The sequence below is a fragment of the Methylocaldum sp. 14B genome (assembly GCF_002005105.1).
GTDB lineage: Bacteria > Pseudomonadota > Gammaproteobacteria > Methylococcales > Methylococcaceae > Methylocaldum.
Genome location: NZ_MSCV01000029.1, coordinates 15,258 through 32,695, shown reverse-complemented (window position 1 = coordinate 32,695; position 17,438 = coordinate 15,258). Strand labels below are relative to the sequence as shown.

The window sequence follows — 17,438 nt, the reverse complement described above, 5'->3', positions numbered from 1 at the left end:
ATAAAGCGTGAACCGTCAATCGAATCCCTGCTCCGACCGACCGCCATCCTCGATCTGGTCGAAGCGCAGACCGGCCGATCCTTCCCCGGTGCCGACTTCGCTGCGGAACGCGGTCCATACCCAGGTCGACCCATCGATCCAACGCGTCATATGGCGCCGACGCGTAATATGCACGCCTTCACGGGGGACCTCCTCGTCGTAGAGCCATTGCGTGCTCAACGCCTTGAGCACCTCGCTACGGGCGAACTGTGGTTTTGCCGTGGAATTCGGCTGAAGTACGGCCCCGGGCCGGAGCTGCGAAACCGCGTTGTCGGTGTTATTCGGTTGCACGGGCAGCAGCGGTATCCAGTTGTCCGGCACGGTCGTCGACAGCCGATAGCGCGGCAGTGCGGTGGAGGGGGGCGGAGCGCTGTTGGCCTGCGCCGGATCGCTTGCCAGCTTGAGCGGCGTTTCGATGGCGCTTTCGATGCTACGCTCGATGCCCCACCCCATGTTGGCCATTTCGTCGCGCATGAACAGCACGTCTTCCAGGGGTGCGCCGTCGATGGTCCGGCCAAGCGTGGGTGGAAGAAAGAACAGATTGGGGACGGGAGCGCCGATCCGCTCGCCGGTCGGTAACTCTTCCCCGAGGCTTTTGCCCGCACGGCGCAGGGTCGAATTCTGCCACAGGGAAAAGAAGGGCTGCGGCAGTTCCGGATCTCCGATGGGACGCAGCAGGCTGCGGACGCCGAAGGTGTCGGTCACCACCAGCGAGTCGATGCGGGTGACGCTGCCCACCGGCAAGTTCAGCGGCACGACAAACCAGTCATTGCCGTAGGTGCTGGCATACTCGATCATGAGCATTTGCGCCACATCCGCCGGTCCGGCCGACACCAGACCGTAGGCGATTTTCGCGTCCTCCAGTTCCCAGAAACGCGGAGCGGGCGCGCCGTGAAAGCTCACCGGCGCGGGCATCGTGGTTTCCGTGAGCGCGATCGGATACACGTCGCCGGTGGTGTCGACACCGGCTGTTTTATTGATGTCGAAGCTGCTCCAGTCGAGTCGGCCGCCATCGAATTCGCTGGCGGAGAAGGTCAGCGCGTCCTGCGGATCGGCGGACAAACGGGTGGCGACCGACACGGCATACTCGAGGCGCGACGGCATCCAGGCGTCCTGGGACGGTGCCCCAGGCTCGGTGAAAAGCCCGTCGTACCAGGCCAGCCAAGCCGATGCGACCTGCTGCACCGGGGCACGGTCGGCTGCCGCGATGTTAAGCGCCGCATCGAAAACGATCTGGGACGAGTCCGGCTGGCGGAACGCGGACGCGAGCCGGCGCGCGTCGGGCGCTCGACCGACCATGGTCTGGACGAAGCGCCGGCCGGCGTCGTCGGCCGGCAGCGTGAGGGACGGTTGCAGTACATAGTGGGCGAGGAATGCCGGGCGATATTTCTTCGCCGTCGCGTTGCGTTCCAGCATGCGCAGGAAGTGGAGCCCGGCTTCCACAGCCAGCGTGAGCATGCGGGAATCGTCGGCGCCGGCGGGACGCATGCGCCGGCGTTCCACCACGGCCTCGAGCGGTTCGAGCGTCGGGTCGTACGGAGGCGCCTTGTTATTCTCGGGCAACTCCCCGAAATAGCACCGCGTGAGCAGTGCGCCCGTTGCCCGCACCCGCGCCTGCACCGGCGAGCCGGTATCCTCGCCCTGGAATTCGCCGATCTGCCATTGCCGCGTCATGAGCCATAGCGGATCGAACAGGCGGGCGTTGGAACTGGAACCGATGTCCGCGTTGGAACACTGCGGTTCGAGCCGCGTCCAGCTGGTAATCGAGGACGTCGTCGGCACGCCGGCCAGCGTTGTTTTTACGTTCGGATCGACTTCGGTCGGCATCGGATACTCGAGCACCGTCAAGGTTTTCTGGACGGTCGTGACCGACCCGAAATTGTCGGACGCCCGCACGGTGATGACACTGTCCCCTTTGGTCGCCACGGAAACCGCCGCAGTCCAGCGAGCCGCGTTGCCAACGACGGGACTCGCGGCCACGAACGCACCGTTTCCGATCCGATACTGGACTTGGGGGACGCCGTAGATCTCGGGTTTAGCCTCCGATGCGGATCCTTCGAGCTGGAAAACATAGGGGAACTGCGTCACCACGACGGGCGACTGGAACGAATCGACCGTCAGTTCCGGCACCACGTTTTCGAGCACGACGTTGAGGACGGCTTGTCCGTCGACCGTCTCGTATTCCGGTTCCGGCCAACCCTTGGTCTGTATCACTCCGCTGGCAGTGACGATGATCTGAAACGCCTGGCCCGGGCGGATGTTGTTTGGGATCAGTCCCTGCCAACTCCAATTCTCGCGACCGTTGGGCTTCACTGTAGGTCCCCCGGCGCCGAGCTGGATACTAACCCAGGAGACGGAACCGCTACCGGCGCCTCCAACCGAACCGGACAACTGTATGCTCCGTCCGACCATGCTGTACTGGGCCGGGCTGGCTACGAAAACGAAAAGTCCTGCCATTACGTCGTTTCCTCTATCTATTTCGTTGGTGGCGGCGGTTGAATTAGGCCGTGAGCGGCGCGAAGTCGGTCGAGACCGCGTCGTCCGCGACATTGAAGGGCACGTAGATGCCCGGCAGATACTGCGCGGCCGCGCCGAGCAGGCGCGTGTCGACGGCGCGCAGCTTGGCCAGATCGAGCGTCTCGGCGAGCACGCAGCGCAAGGTTTCGGTGGTCCAGTCCTGGCCCGGAACCGGGGGCACGGCGATCAGCACGTTCTGCGGCGGGAAGGCATTGGGCGGATCGAACTGAAAGGTGAGGGCGGTCGTTTCCTCCTTGTTCGGCACCACCTCCACCCATTCGTCGATGAACAGGCCGGACAAGGGCAGGGCGGCATCGATTGCCGTCATGGGTTGCACCACCAGCGACAGCTTGCTCGGAGGCAGTTCTTTCCCGGCCCCCGGCAGGCCTACCCAGCGCTCTTCCGCGTTGAAAGGCAATTGCGCGACATTAAGGTCCAGGCGGGCGCCGGTCGCGAAGACTTCCGCCGTCTGCAGGCACAGGCCGAGAGGCGCCAGGGCGTCGCGCACCCGCGAGGCGCGCATGAACCAGCCGTGGACGGCGAGCGGATCGCCGCCTTGTTGCCGGGTGCCGGCCGCGAGTGCGGCATTGAGTTCGGCGGCGCCGGCAGCGTCGCAGGTAAAGCTTGGGAGCGACACGAACTCGGCGCCATAGACGGCGCGTCCGCGTTCGAGCAGTTGGTCGCAGCGCGCGCGGGGGTCGGTTGCTGCAACCCGGGTTCGAAGCGCGGCGCCCTGTTCCAAGCGCGGTCCGCTGACCTTCAGCATCGCGGCCGCCTGCCGGGCCAAGGCGCTGCGAATCTCGGGCGTGTCGCCGACCGCGACGCCGGGGACGGCCGGCTCGACGCTGAAATGGCCGAGGTTCAGTATCGCCGTCCGGAAATCCTCGGCGAGGGTCTCCGCGCCCTTGGACACCAGGCTTGCGAGCGTCTTGTGGGCGGCATTCAGGCCGTTCTCGTATCGCACGACACGTGCTTCCAGGTCCGCCAGATCGAGCGTGGACTGATGCGGGCGGTCGGGCGGGCTCAGGTCCTCGGGACGCAGTCCGCGTGCGCCCTGGAGCAAGCGCCGAATGGCGCGTGCCTGCTCCAGCACGTCGAACAGCGTCGTCTCTCCGGCGGCGAGATCGGCCGGCCGCTCGTGCTGCAGCCGCACCCCGGCGTCGTTGCCGAAGCCGTTCGCCAGGCGTCTTGCATGATAAAGCACGCGCTGCTCGGCGAGGCAGGGCGACGCGTCGGCCGTGGCCGACTGGCCCCCGGGCTGTACGCTGTACACGAAGTCTAGGGTAGACATCGGCACATCGCTCAACGGGAAAACGGCGGTTTCCGTCACCGCGCCGGTGGTGTCGTCGAGCCGCTCGACGGTGCACCGCACCTTGCGCGCATCGCCCAGCAACAGCCTGATCCAGGCATTGAGCCAGCGCTCGTTGACAGTGCGTGTGGTCGAGTTGGTCCAGCCGCCGCCGGCATTCGACACGCCGCTGAACAGCACCAGCACGCGATGGGTCAGCGAGGTGCCGGTGCGAGGGATGCGGGCCACTTCCAGTTCCGGTACCGGCGCATCCCCCAGGGCGATGGCCGACAGCGTGCTGGCCAGGCGCGGGGTGTTGCCGCGAGCGATCTGGTACGCCGCCTCGGCGACGAGTGCATCGCCAAGACCGTCGATCGCATCGCCGAGCGCTTCGATCTCACGTTCGACCCGGAACCTTTCGTCGTCGCTCCCCACGTTCCTGATCTCAAAGGCGATGCTATTCCGGTATGCCTTCCATGCTCGGAACAGCTCTAGTCCGTCCACCACGTTGTTGGCCGCGTTGGCTTTGAAGATCTCGTTCGGCCAGGCGTCGGTTTCCCGCTTGCGGACTGCCAACGGTGAGATTTTTCGCAGCGGCGCGATGAAATGATCGAGCCCGGCTTCATGCAGGCGGCGTTCGAGCCGATAGCCCAGGAGCGCGCCCAGCGGCTGTCCCTGGCGCACGCCTTCGAGCAGCCGCGAGGCATCGCGCACCCGCCGCGACGACAGATCGATGGCAAACGATCCATCCGGCTGCGGGACTCCGTCGGGGCCGAGATGCGCATTGCGCAGCAAGGCCGCCGCGGACGCGTGGGTTAGCGAGGGGGCATGAATGAAGCCGCTGTCATTGGCCAGCGGATACAGCGGCGCCTGCTCCTCCGGTGCCTGCTCCCCCGGCGGCAACAGCTCGGCGGGAATCGGCTCCGCCCGATGCGCCGGCCGGAGATTTTCCACCCAGCCGTAGGCGCCCACGTAAACACCCGGCGATCCGCCGGGGGTCATCGCTTTCAGGCGCTTGGTGGCGAACGAGGTGATCCAGGCGTCGAGCCGATGCGAGGAGAGATCGAGCGTGGACTGCATCAGATAGTGTAGCGACTCGGTGTCCAGCATCTGCAGATGGGCCAGGCCGGCGCGGAATTCGCCGAGCGCCGCGACGGCCGGATGGTTGCCGCCGGCGCGCGCCTGCAGCCAGTCTTCGAGATACCGGCCGATCGTCTGGTCGGCGGGAAGGCCCGGAACGCCATGGATTTCGAGCTGGCGCTTCCAGTGCAGCGTGTCCGCCGGCTTCTGCACCGTGTAGCCGATGATGGACCCGTCGACCAGATCGACCAGTTCGGAATCGCGCAGCAGGTCGAGCGTCGCGTATTGTTTGTCCGGCACGGTTGCCGCCATGCGCGCGGCGGCTTCCGCGATTTCGCGGAGCAGTGCGTGACGCAGCAGCGCATACAAAAGACTCGGACTCGGCGGCGGATCGAGCGTGATCAATGCCTCGATGCTCGTGGTTTCGAGCAGCGCGCTGATGTAATTGGACTCCAGGCGCTGCCACGGCGAAATTTCTCCCGCGTGCACCAGGGGAGCGGTCACCGGCACGGGTGCCGTGTCCAGGAAACAGCGCGCGAGGCGGGGAAGCTTCTGCACCGTCAGCTTCAAGCGATCGATCAGCTTGGCCGAAATCTCGCCTTGCGCTACCGCGAGCGGGCTGAAGTCCCGCCCGGCCAGCGCGTACAGGTGCTCGAGATAATGCCGGCCGAGCACTCTGCGGGTGAGATGTCCGTGCGAAACGCCATCGGTTCGCATGACGTCGGCGAGGTCGCTGTCAGGATCGGCCTTCCCGGGCGTTTCCTGCCGGAGTCCGATGCGTGCGACCAGGTGCACGACGGGGCGCCATACTTCGTTGCGCATGGCGAGCAGCAGCTCTTTGAGCCGGGATTCCCGGGCGGCGGAAGCTTCGCCCGCCTCCGGCGTCCATAAGTCCAGCGACGTCACCGGCAGGATGCCATAGGGCTGGGTTCCGCAGCGCAGGGACGGGAAGGGACCGCCGCTGCGCACGTAGTTCAGGAAGTGGTTGCGCGCCCAATCGAGCGCTTCGGCCGTGAGGCCGGTTTCCGCGCCCATCATGTTGCTGAGGAAATAGCCCCAGCCGACCTGCCATAGCGCGGCATTCATGCTGCGCAGGTCGCGTTCGTGGTCCTGGCCGGCCTGGCCCACGCGTCCCAGGGTGGTTGCGATCCGTTCCGGCGGCAGCCCGAGCACCGTCCCGACGAGCCGCGCGTTCGGCGTGTTTTCGGGATTCGCGACGACCTCGTTGGCGAAGCTTCGGCGGTGGCCGGGATCATCCGTGCTGTAGCCGGCGCGCCTATCGTCGGTGTTGTTCGTGGGGGTTCCGAAGCGCAGGAACTCGAGCCCGTCGGTGTAATGGTGCGCATCGAGAAGATCGGCCAGCCGGTTGGCCGTATCGGCTGTGTCCGGCGAGTCGGCGACGCCGAATACCATGAGACCGTCGATGCCGGTTTCCAGAACGGCCGCCGGCACGGTCATGGTGAGCGCCATTCCGGCCGACTGGGCCTTGTCGAAGTCCACCAGCCACATCATGTCCTCATCCAGGGCGAGCGTGTCGCCGGCACCGGCCGACATGTCGGTTTTATCGTCGGACACATTCGGGTTAAGGCCGACCGCGAGCTCTCGCTGAATGTCGTTTCCGGTGGCCGTCAACGCGACCGTTCCTCCCGAGTGCAGTACGGCGGTCCAGCGGTCCGGCAGCAGCCGGGCCACCGGCGCATGCTCGCCCCGTACCGGGGGCAGGGGCGGGAATACCGGCGGCTCCTTGGGGCGCTGGGCGAGGTTGGTGGGCTGCAGTACCCGGGCTATCCACGCGGCGCGCTCCGCATCGACGCGGCTGGCCAGGGTATGCCAGGCGTCGGCGCGGGCGGTTTCGTCTCCCGCCGCCCAATCCTGCTGCCAATACTGCATTCCCAAGGCCTGTTCTTCCTCCGTGAGGTCTGGCTGGTGGGTGTCGATATGAATCTTGTCGGGATAGACGCGCACCCGCAGTGTGGCTGAGCCGTCGGGCAGTTCGAAGAAACGCGTCTCCAGTCGCACCGGCAGCAGCACCAGGGGAACATTGCCGGGACAGAGCCTTTGGGGCGTAATCTCGGGGTTTACCGAGGGAAGCGCGAAACTGGTATCGAATAGCGGTTTATTCATCGGTGTGAGTCCGTGGGTCAGGCCGGCATGATGAGCCGTTTGGCGTGAATGGCGATGCGTACCGGAAGCCGGCGCGTGGCGGCGGCGGTTTGCGCGGCGTGCGCGGGCGGAGCGGCATCGAGGCCGAGATCGCCGAGGCTGAGATGGCTGCTGTCTCGCGTTCGATCCGCATCGATGCCGAAGCGCGGTTCGGTGGGATGCTCCTGAATGACTACGTAGTAGCCTGGATCGCCGCCGGCCTCGTCCGGAGAGACATCAAAACCTAAAATGAACACATCCGGCTGCATGAAGCCGCTGAAGATGGGCAGCAGCTCGGGCGCCGCCGGGTCGGGCTGGAACGCCAGGGGGTCGGGGGGCGACCCCGGATGCATCGAGCGAACCATGAAGACCGACGCGTTGGGATAGCGCTGCAGCAGGCTGCTGCGCAGCAGCATGACGAACGGATTGGCGTCCGGAGGCGCGCCGAAGGCGAGATCGCCCAGCGGCCTCATTTTCCCGGTCGCCGAATCGATGACGCTCCAGGTGTGCAGGGCGGTGATATCCGGGTGCCCGATGCTCCAGAACCGGTCGAAATAGGTGCCGCGCTGATCGGTCGGGTAACCCCGCCACAGCAGCTCGCGGGCCATTTCATGATTGAGCCCGACCAGGTAGGCCTCGATGAACCGCCGATTCGTCTCCAGGCCGACAACCGTCTCCGGCCTGACCTTGTCGATTCCCGGCAGCAGCAGTTCCTGCGACAGGTCGCGCAGCGTTTCGTACATGGGCTGCGGGAAGTGCGGCGCCATCATGACTGTATCCACCCCGTCGGTCTCCGCCGGCGCGAGCACGTTGTCTCCGGTCGACATGATCGCCTTGACCAGGGCCGGCAGCGTTTCCCGCGGGATGGTCTGTGCGAGCACCGGGATAGTGATGGCCTGCATCGGGAGCCGTAGTTCGGCAGAGGCGGTGCGTGGGGCGGGGAAGCGATTCAGATGTTCCTGCGCCGCCTTGCGGAAAAAGCCGGGAACCTCGGTCCGGTCCTGCTTCAGCAGCGGCGTGCCCGGCGACAGCACGGGGGTGTTTTCGGGCGAGACGAAGAATGCGCCGAAGTACGATCCGTTCTTCTGGGGTTGGGCCCCCTCGAGCCCGAGATACTCGACCGGCAGGCTCCCCGGTATCGGGCAAAAGTCCTGCTGCGGCGGCTGCGGCGGCTGGATCGGAGGGGTGTCCCCCGGCATATTGTTGAGGCGGGCCACCCAGGTGTCTTTGGCGTTGCGCTGGTAATTCTGGGCAGCGACGCGGCGGGTCAGCGGGCCGCGCTGGCGTCCGATGCGGCGCATCGCCGGGCGGTTTGCCGCTACCGGCAATGCGGAACGGGCCTGTTCGGCTAGCAGCGACGGTTCCGCCGTCGCGGCCGCGCTTGCGGCCAGCCCCGAAACATCCTGTTGCCGGGAGACTCGCAAGCGGGCGAAGGCGGGCGCCGTGATGCGCAGCATTCTTTCCTCGGTGAACTTGGAGAGATGGCGAGCGTGCAGGCTCTCGCCCACGGCGAGGCTCAGCTGGATCTGGCGCAAACGCTGGTTGGCGACCGCCGATTCGGCGGCCTGTTCCCACGCCGAGGCCATCAGCGCTTCCTGGTGCTCCTGAACGACGCGGGTTCCGAAGGCGGCGGCGATACGCCAGCGCGGATCGACATTGAGCTGATCGAGCCAGGTTGCGCCCGCTGGATCGACCGTTGCGTCCTTGGTGTACCAGCGGCCGTAGATGGGGGGGGCGAGCACGGGGTCGGAGTCCGGTCCGGTGATGCTGCCGTTGACGGTCTTGGCGAGATTGTCCCTGAACGGCTGCGGAACGGGGGCCGGGGCCGGCGAGCCGCCGGGCGGCGAGATCGGCAGCAGCGCGCCTTCGAGTTCCACCTCCGTCGCGCCCGACTCGGGAAAGGGCTGGCTGATGTCGATCCTGCGCTTGCCGAGACCGTCCGGCACATCGGCCTTCAGATTCCTGGCGATCGACTCGAAATCGCCCGGCTGGCCCGAACGGAATTCCCAATGGTAATAAACGGGCAGCCGGGTCGGTCCGTACTCGGTCGGCGGTTCGGGCGGTATCGACCAGGCCGGCGCCGGCGTCTCGTATTCCGTTTTCTCGATGGGTATGCCTAGCCCGGCTTTCCGGCCCAGTTCGAAAGCGGGAACCACGCAGGCGATGTAGTCGTTGTCGGGCGCCAGGATGCGCGGACACAGCAGCCTCGAAAGCGACAGCTCCGGCGAACCTTGCAAGGCCCCCCGAATGGCATCTTTGCTGCCGTCGTCCGCGGCCACCTGGGCATGCGCCCAGGCCCAGGATTCGTTCAGGTCCGGGAGTTCGACCCATGGCCGCGCCGGTGCGGCGATCGTCAAAACGGGCAGCGGCGCGTCGGCCGCACTGTTCAAACTCACGCCGGCTTGTTTCCGTACCACCACGAGGCACAGCCATGGCCGCAGCCGGTTGTCGGCGAGGGCTTTTGCCGGCGTGAACAGCCATGGAAAGTCCGGGCGGTCGAACTCGATCGACGGAAAGCAGTTCGGCTCGAAGTCGTTCGAACCCGGCCGGGGGTCGGTGCGAACGACCTGGTTGGCGTCGATCCCGATCACGTCCGCCGGGCCGCGCAACTTTACCGAAACCGGAACCGTCTTGGCATCCAGCGTGAGCATCACATTGACACTGGCGATCCCGGTTTTCTGTTCGGCGTCGATGGCGGAGGCGGCGCCCTGCCGCACCCAGGGCAGGAAATACAGGTTTGCGTTGGACACGGTGACTTGGCTCCTTTACAAGGCTTCGAGTTCGTGGGCGGGGACCATCAGCCAGCGGACGCCGCCGCGGTTCAGGTCGGCGAGCGCGGCGCGGCAGTCGCTCCAGGAATTCACCCCGGGATCCAAGGGCGCCGGCGCGCCGTCGCTCGCCCGGATGATCCGCCAGCGGGGAGCGGAGAGAGTGGCCGCGGGCGTCACGGCGGTATTGCGGAACCGCGCGCGGCCGACATGCCGCACCGGCGCCCGCGCTGCGGCTCCGCTCGAGCGCTGGGCCTGGAATGCGGCCAGCGGCATCGTATAGAGCTGCGTGGCCGGGAGTGCGGCAAAGGAAGCCGCAATGCCGGCGGTTTCCGCTGCCGACGATGGATTCACGGTGATCGGTTCGTAATTCAGTCCCGATGCCGCGACGGCGTTCTCATCGAACGTCGCATCGGTGTCGCCTACCACGAATCCCGCGTCCATCTCCTCGAACGAAGGTGCGGCCAGCTTCTCGTCGTCGCTCATCGTGAAATAGCGCGCCGGCGCGAACGCCCCGGTCACCGGTGTGCCGGCCTTTCCGTTCAGCGAGGCGGCGGCCGTGAACCGGCGGCGCCCGGCGATCGGCGCGCCGCCGTAGGTATCGATGTCCCGATGGGTGTTCAGCGGCACGACCTGCTGCTGTACGACCAGTTGGCCCAAGGGGTCGAGCACCAGGCCCGCATTCGCCGGCAGGCTGCGCAGGGCCACGCCGTGGACGACGCCGGGTGCCCGCCGCGTGCTCCAGTTCGCCGGGTCGGTGAGCGCCTTCTCCAGTTCGGTCTCCAGAGATATTGCCGCTATCGACCGCGAGGCCGAGCCGTCGGCGAGGGTGAACGCGAAGCGCACCGTAAAGCTGAACCACAGGATCTTGAACTTCGCCTTGGCGGCAATCCGCAACGGCAGCGGGCCTTCCAGGGTGCCGTCGAGCGCGACCTTGAACAGATTGCGCGACTTGTACTTCAACTGCACCAGGGCATGGAAATCCACGATGAAGTGCGGCGGGACGATCGTCACCAGGGCGTCGAAGCCGAGGTCCCCTGTGACGGTGAAACCGGCACCTTTGGCATAAAGCGAGGCGCGCGCGCCGAATTGCACGGTATTGGGGGTGATCGCGAAATAAGCATCGCAGATCAGCCGGGGATTCTCCCCCGAGGACAAGGCGATGGCGACCCGGTCTAGCGTCGGGAAGCCGGCCGGCGCGGCAAACCGGGGATTCAGCCCACCCACCGCCAGCACGAAATGGGACCCCGCCAGCCCGCCGCCGCCCGCCGGCCAGCGCGCCCGCAGCGCGGCCGAGCCGGTGATCGGGAACTTGTGCACCAGCCTGGAATCGACCAGCACCGCGTCGGCTTCCAGCGTGCCGGCGTCGAAGTCCAGCACGCCCAGCGCGTCCATGTTCAGACGGATCAGGTCGTTGTCGGCCGACGGCAGCAATGCGCTGGCGCGCCCGAGCACCAGCAGCCGCTCGCGCGCGCCGAGCTCCCGGATCAGCGCCAGGTCCATCTGTACCAGGGGGGGCGTGAACCAGGTGATGCGCGCCATCAGGCCGAGCAGGTAACTGCCCGGTTTGGCCGGGAACGCGGCCGACAGGGCCTGGATCAGCGCCGGCGCATTGGCCACGGGATCGCGCGGGAACAGCAGCGTGCGCAGCATATCGGTTTTCAGCCCGGCCCTGAGCACCTCGTGATCGAAGGTGCGGTTGATGCCCACCATGCCGCCGATGCTTTGCAGCACGAAGCCGAAGCCCAGGGGAACCGGCTTGAAGCCGTCGGCGGTGATGAAGATGAGCATCGAGTAGCCGGGGCGGCCGTCGGGCAGCCGGGTCGCGATGAGCCCGAAGGCGTTCAGCGTGATTTCATCGTGCAGCGAGAGCTGCATGGCGCCGGCGTAGAGCTGCCGCGCGGGGTCGTGGAACAGGAAGCCGCCGCCGGTGAGGACGCCTTGGGCGTCGATCGAGAGGCCCACGCCTAACGGTGGCTGAAAGCCCAGATCGAGATCGAATGGCCCAGCATTACCGTCGGCAAAGCGAAAGACCATCCGTAGCCCGACGTTGTCCAAGGACATTGCTACCGGTCCGATACGGCCGGACAACGATGTCCCGACTCCCAGTGCCAGCTCGGGCGATTGGCCGGGTGTGTTGATGGACGTCAGCGCGAGTTGGATCTGTTGGAGGTTGGTCGGCCCCCAACGTAGGTTGCCCGGCAGGCTCACACGGAAGCCCATGCCGCCGACGAACCCGATCCCGGTTTCACTTGACCAACGGAAAATGATCGGCAGCGACGCGGTCATATCCTGGTTACCCAGCAGCTCTCCCAGGAAGCCATCCAAGTCGGCCGCAGCAATGATCAACTTCATGTCTCCCGGAGCGATCTCAAGCCCAAGCTCCAACCGACCGTCGTGGGAGTCAAGGTTGATGATTGTCGCCAGGTCCTTGAGTTCGAGTCGACTCTTGCCGGGCATTCCCAGCAACAGCGCCGGGCTTTCAGGCGCGTAGCGCAGAGTCGCGCCAAATCCGCTGTCAGGGAGTACAGCCCCTTGCTGGAATGGAAACTTTACAGAGAGATCGCCGGGCCTAAGCAGCACACCGAAGGTTTTGGAAACGTCGCTGCCCGCGCGAAGTTCAAGCCGTAGGTGGTCCGTAATGTCGATGCTTTCCCCGATTTGGGGCGACGCCAAAGGCTGGAGAATGAGTCCTGCGGGCTTGCCGTTCTGTGCGGGTAGTTCCATCAGCGCGAGCCCGACCTCGATTTCCTTGCCGCCGATATTGTCCAGCAGCACGGGAATCTTCAGACCCCATTCGATCGAGGGTGAGAAATAATCTGGGAGGTCCTGAAAACCGCTTCCCAATTTCTCGTCAACCCGACCGATGTAAGCCGGTAAATCCAGCGCGAGGAAAATACCCAGCAGATGACCCGTGAGGCGGTGAAAGTCCAGGTCATCGGTGCCCCAGCCATACACGCGGGCGGGAATCGACGCCGGGTCGGTCACCACCTTGGGAATCTCATCCCACTGGAAGCGGCGCAGCAGGAAGCCGGGCCGGACTTCCGTTTCATCCACGTTTTCTTCCGTGATGATGCCAATCGTCAGCAATGCAGAGTACGTCAGCGGCAAGGCCTCACTGAGATAATCCATTAGCAGCAGTTCGAACAGGCGCCGGCCGATTTCCGAGGAGAACGCCGCCGCGTCCACGCCCTCGGGGGCGCTCGTGATGCCCTTGAACGCTTGATAAAGCGTCGTGACCTCGCCAAGAACAGCGAAAATTTGCGACGGCTGCGGGCTCTCGCCCAGGTTGTTCAATGCCGTTATCGCCGAGTCCACCTTCGCCCCGAGAGAAGCGTATTCCGGAGGGAGCGATTTGACGTCCCAGCCCAGCCGGTAGATCACTGTCCGGAATGCCGGCAGGTCGGCAACCGCCTCCTTCAATGGCTCCAGCGCTGACACCAGGTGCCTTGCGAGTGTGTGAAGCGTTCCGTATTGTGTGTTCATCGCTGTCAAAGGCTCACTTCGGGGTAGAGCTTATCCAGATCGCCGTGCTTCGTCGGATCCACCGCTTCCACGAGAATGTAGCGGCAGACATGGCAGAAGGGGATCGTTATGGTGTTGCTATTTCTCATTCTGCAGCGTCCGGCAGGGCGGAAGACGCCGCAGTCGTGGTAGTAACCGCCTTCGTAGATGCCGATGATGTCGGCCTTATTGCGCGGGCGTTTCGAGAGCCCCGGCAGGTTGGTAGGCGTTGCGATAGAACCTAAATAGCCCGCCGCCGCACAGGCTGCATGCGGGTTTTCCTTCGGAGCATTCAGCGGTCCGTCGGTCACATCGATATGTCTCAGTATGGGACCGGCTACTAGAGTGATCTCGCTGCCATTCACCCTGCGGGGATGGATGAGCGAATAAGGGCCTTCCTTGGAATCGAACTGGGCGAGAAACAAAGTACGGTCAAATCCGCCCATAGGTTCATCCGTCACCTCGTTGCTTCCTGGTCTCACTGTCACCGGAATAATGGTCACGACGTCATCCTCAACCGCCGACAGCCTGAAAAAGCTCCCGGCAAACTGGTCGTTAGAGGGGTCGCGCCAGTCCTTCCATATCCTGAACCGCACGACCTCGTTCACCGCGAATTGCCTGCCGTGGTGCTTGAGGAGCGGAACGCGGATGCCGCTGTCGGTGAGATCAGATGGTTCCAGTGGCCGCGGGAGCAATCCTGCTTTGGTGATCCTGGGCCAGGCCCATTTGATCCTGTTGACGTAAAAAGACAGGGGTGGGGGACTAGGACCCGATAGGGGCGGAGCTACCACGGTCTTTGCTTGCAGATTGGGTAGGGATGGGTAATCTTCTGCACCGTTCTGTAGATGCGAGCCATTTCCATCGCCATATTCATCTCCCAGTCCCAACGCGTGCCCCAGTTCGTGAGCGACGATAGATGCCAAGAGATGGCGTTGATTGTTCCTCACCGGATACGTCTCGATGTCCAGCCCGGAATTTCCTGGCGTTTTCAGATTGACGTAAGACAACAGACCGGTAGTGGCAGTAAAGTAACCGTCAGGCGATTGCGTTCCCCCGTCCCTATCGCTCAGGCAAATGAACCCGACCAAACCCGAATCCGCCCCTCCTTTTTGCCACCTGGCACCGATAGGGTAGCCGCCGATGGTTAGATTGCGGAGGAACTCTTGAAGCTTGGCCGCGCTCGTACGGCGCGTACTCAACTCGGTAAGAACGTTGTCCGTTGCCGTCCCCGTAGTGTGGGGTCGGACGCCAATGGTCATGCCGAAAGCCGTGTCGCGTTCGTTGAGCGGCGAAAGGGATTCGAGAGTCTCCCAAATCTCGCCAGAGACTTCGGCAACGCGCAGTTCGGTAACGTGATCTCCGTATAGCTTCTGCCAATCGGCTAACATGTCCGGCGGTGAGCGGCGAACTTCCGCTTTGATGGGCAGCCCGACTTCATGGATGAGCTCCTGGAAATCCCACATGATGGCAGTGGCGGAAGGGCGAATTGCTCTAGGCAGCAACCTTCCCGTTAATCTATGTTCCCCGCCATAAACGTAATTTCCAAGGAGGCTGACGCCGTCCTGCTCGGAGGGAACGAACACTGTCCAGTAGTTGATGGAATCCTTGAGCAGATTGAAAGGTTGGAAGGTCGATGCGAATGCCGCCTCCTCGCCTCGGAACACCCGAGCGATCGTGTTCACAATGTTCCTGAAGTCGAATCTCTGATCATGGCGAAAGCCCTCGGCGACGAACAGAACGTTTATCCTGTTCTCTACCACCGACTTGATGCTATCCGGCTCGGCGCCGAAAGGGTTGCGCTCGTCGGGTCTGCGTTTTCCCGCCACGAATTCGACCTTCGCCGCTTTGGCGACCTCCGCCCAGCTCGGTTTCGCAAGGGCCGTCGCCGGCGCGCTCGTCTTGTTGATGCCCAGGGAGGCAATGGCCAGATTTGCGGTGATGGGCGCGCTTCCACTAGGCACTTCCGCCCTCACGATCCCTCCGGCGAGTACGGTCACGACTCCCGCGTCGAAACTTCGGTAGGTGAGTTCAGGCCAATCCGTAATGTCCCCGACACTTTTGTCATTGAAGCGAGCTAGCACCGTAAATCGGCACTCATCGGCACCTTCATGTATCGTGAGGGTGGAAGGCGTCAGCCAGATGTCCTCCACAGAATCGTGAATGTGAACCCTGATCTCGACTTCTTCCTTATCGCCACCGGGAGCAGCGAACAAGGCTGTTAAAAGGAAATTGTTGACTCTGGGAAAGGTTGGGTCCGGGTGGGCCAGTGCGGTTACGATGCCTGCGCTTACGTCCACCTCTACGCCGTGTCGATCCGAACCGCTCACCAGGTTAGGAATAAAGGTGACTGAAGACTTCTGGCTAGCATCCAGGTCCAGAGCGTCGATCAACTTCTTCGATGCAGGCCCGCCGCGTAGCAGGTGGATGTCGTAACCTTCGCCTTCCTTCCACTTCAGCGGGGGAGCAGACATTGGAAGACTCCTTTGGGTGTTTGGTCTATGGGGGCGCGAGTGTGGCAAAACGTCACCCCTGAAACTGCGTCGCGTTTCTGGCTCTCCCATGGATAGCGCTCTGAATCAGAGGACAACGCACTGGACACCCCGATGCTCGCGGGCACGGCCGAGGCAACGGCCCCGGCGAAGAACGGGATTCGGCGTGTGGTTCCGATCATTACGGTATTGCTGTCTTTCATGGCGTACTCCTTCTGCCATTAACAATTCTGCCGTTGTGGCCGGCCGGCAGGGCGATCGGCACGGTGAAATTGCCGGTATGGAGATCGGGGGTGGGTTTTTCACCGATGCCGTGTAAGGCCCCGTCGCCCTGAGGCAGATTGATAATCTGGCTGGACGTACCTGATTTATTGCTCATCTGAACGCAAACTCCATGATGTTTTGCCGACCGTGCCGTCGTTCCCCTGCATCACGCTCCGGGCATACGACTGTTCAACGATCTTGATCGCCGCTTTAGTACGCGGTGTGTTTGGAATAAAAGAAGTACTCCGCCTTGTACGGCACCAGCGCCTTCTGCCCCACGTCCGTCGGTTCGGCACACCCGGTCGAGGGTGCCACGCCTCCAACGGTGTTCAGCCGCTGGATGAAAGTTGTCGGCGTGAGCGCGTGGCCTCCGGTGGGGCCGTCCTGGGCGCCGACCACCTGGACCAGAAGCCAGGGAATTGCGTCGGGCGCGACGAAGGCAGGGTCGGAAGAGGAGGCGATTCCCTGGCCCCAGACGGTGCTCGTGTCCCGCGAGTGTTGCCAAGTGACGCGAGAGGTCTCTTTCTCGAACGGGTTGGGGCTGAGGAAGTGGGTGATGACCTGCTGGTTATAGCGGTTGAACAGGGTGGCCTGCGGCCCGAAGAAAGTCCAGGCGAAGCCGGAATCCGAAGGGAGGCAGATGTAGTTCTGGGTGCCGGAGGCGTGCGCTTTGAGGAAAGGCTCGTTGCCTTCCGGCACCTGAATGTCGGCAGGCACGGATGGCGGCGTGACAAAATCGGCGTAGGCTGATGCCGGTAGCGAAACCGGACCGGCCAGAGCAGAGGCACAGGCGATGGGCAAGATACGACGCGCGGTCTGATTCCGTGCAGTATTTCCGATTTTCATGGCATTCCCCTGTCGCGCTTCGGGCGCGGGTTATAGAGTGATCGTTTCTATGGCAGTTTTCAGAATCGAAAACCGCCGTTTTCCGGTTTCTTATCCTTGCACCGGCTTATCGCGGCCGAAACCGGTGTCATCCATGCACCGTCCGGATCTCAGGCTTGAACGGCGAGTCCTCAAAGCAAAAGAGATCAATCCGATCGTTCTGTGAACTATTGCCGCGAATACCGCCGCGCGGCGTGATAGCATCGCTTACGGCACTTTCTGGTTCCGCGCAGTCTGGAGCATCGTTGCCGGGCCGGGACAAGGCGGCAAACACAATAGCTTTCAGCCTCATACACTGCTCTTCGACGGGTCCCTCTAGGGTAAGCGGCGAGAGCTTTCGACGGTTCTGGCGATTGCATCTTGCACGTCGAAAGCATATCAGCGGCTAAATCCGGGTGCCGTTTAGGCACCGTGGAATTCTCGTGCAATTTCCGTAAACATCGCGCAACACTCCACAGATTT

The 17,438-nt window shown here is 63.9% G+C and carries 8 protein-coding genes; all 8 read right to left on the bottom strand.

Features of this window, described 5'->3' with window-relative positions; genetic code table 11:
* Nucleotides 1–15: 15 nt before the first annotated feature.
* A complete protein-coding gene (locus tag B2A78_RS18870) occupies nucleotides 16–2,496 on the bottom strand; it encodes a hypothetical protein (RefSeq protein ID WP_077731581.1) in 2,481 nt (826 codons plus the stop codon).
* 43 nt (nucleotides 2,497–2,539) lie between these two features.
* The gene (locus B2A78_RS18865) at nucleotides 2,540–7,048 is read right to left on the bottom strand and encodes a hypothetical protein (protein ID WP_077731580.1); all 4,509 of its coding nucleotides are present in this window, start codon (nucleotides 7,046–7,048) and stop codon (nucleotides 2,540–2,542) included.
* Between the two features lie 17 nt (nucleotides 7,049–7,065).
* Entirely contained in the window at nucleotides 7,066–9,816 is a 2,751-nt protein-coding gene (locus B2A78_RS18860; RefSeq protein ID WP_077731579.1) for a hypothetical protein, read from the bottom strand.
* A 15-nt stretch (nucleotides 9,817–9,831) separates the two neighbouring features.
* Nucleotides 9,832–13,275, bottom strand: coding sequence for a DUF6603 domain-containing protein (locus tag B2A78_RS18855; RefSeq protein WP_143735223.1), 3,444 nt, complete (start codon nucleotides 13,273–13,275; stop codon nucleotides 9,832–9,834).
* 50 nt (nucleotides 13,276–13,325) lie between these two features.
* On the bottom strand, nucleotides 13,326–15,809 hold the full coding sequence (locus B2A78_RS26400; RefSeq protein ID WP_205780831.1) for a M64 family metallopeptidase: 2,484 nt from the start codon (nucleotides 15,807–15,809) through the stop codon (nucleotides 13,326–13,328).
* Between the two features lie 217 nt (nucleotides 15,810–16,026).
* Entirely contained in the window at nucleotides 16,027–16,206 is a 180-nt protein-coding gene (locus B2A78_RS18845) for a hypothetical protein (protein WP_077731576.1), read from the bottom strand.
* Between the two features lie 95 nt (nucleotides 16,207–16,301).
* On the bottom strand, nucleotides 16,302–16,937 hold the full coding sequence (locus B2A78_RS18840) for a DUF3455 domain-containing protein (RefSeq protein ID WP_077731575.1): 636 nt from the start codon (nucleotides 16,935–16,937) through the stop codon (nucleotides 16,302–16,304).
* A gap of 127 nt (nucleotides 16,938–17,064) precedes the next feature.
* Complete coding sequence (locus tag B2A78_RS25760; protein ID WP_133718519.1) at nucleotides 17,065–17,268, bottom strand: hypothetical protein; 204 nt, start codon at nucleotides 17,266–17,268, stop codon at nucleotides 17,065–17,067.
* Nucleotides 17,269–17,438: the final 170 nt, after the last annotated feature.

What these genes read in the sequence shown, in the direction of transcription:
- B2A78_RS26400 (WP_205780831.1), bottom strand. Translation starts at nt 15,809, where the DNA reads ATGTCTGCTCCCCCGCTGAAGTGGAAGGAAGGCGAAGGTTACGACATC.
- B2A78_RS18845 (WP_077731576.1), bottom strand. Translation starts at nt 16,206, where the DNA reads ATGAGCAATAAATCAGGTACGTCCAGCCAGATTATCAATCTGCCTCAG.
- B2A78_RS18840 (WP_077731575.1), bottom strand. Translation starts at nt 16,937, where the DNA reads ATGAAAATCGGAAATACTGCACGGAATCAGACCGCGCGTCGTATCTTG.
- B2A78_RS18870 (WP_077731581.1), bottom strand. Translation starts at nt 2,496, where the DNA reads ATGGCAGGACTTTTCGTTTTCGTAGCCAGCCCGGCCCAGTACAGCATG.
- B2A78_RS25760 (WP_133718519.1), bottom strand. Translation starts at nt 17,268, where the DNA reads ATGAGGCTGAAAGCTATTGTGTTTGCCGCCTTGTCCCGGCCCGGCAAC.
- B2A78_RS18865 (WP_077731580.1), bottom strand. Translation starts at nt 7,048, where the DNA reads ATGAATAAACCGCTATTCGATACCAGTTTCGCGCTTCCCTCGGTAAAC.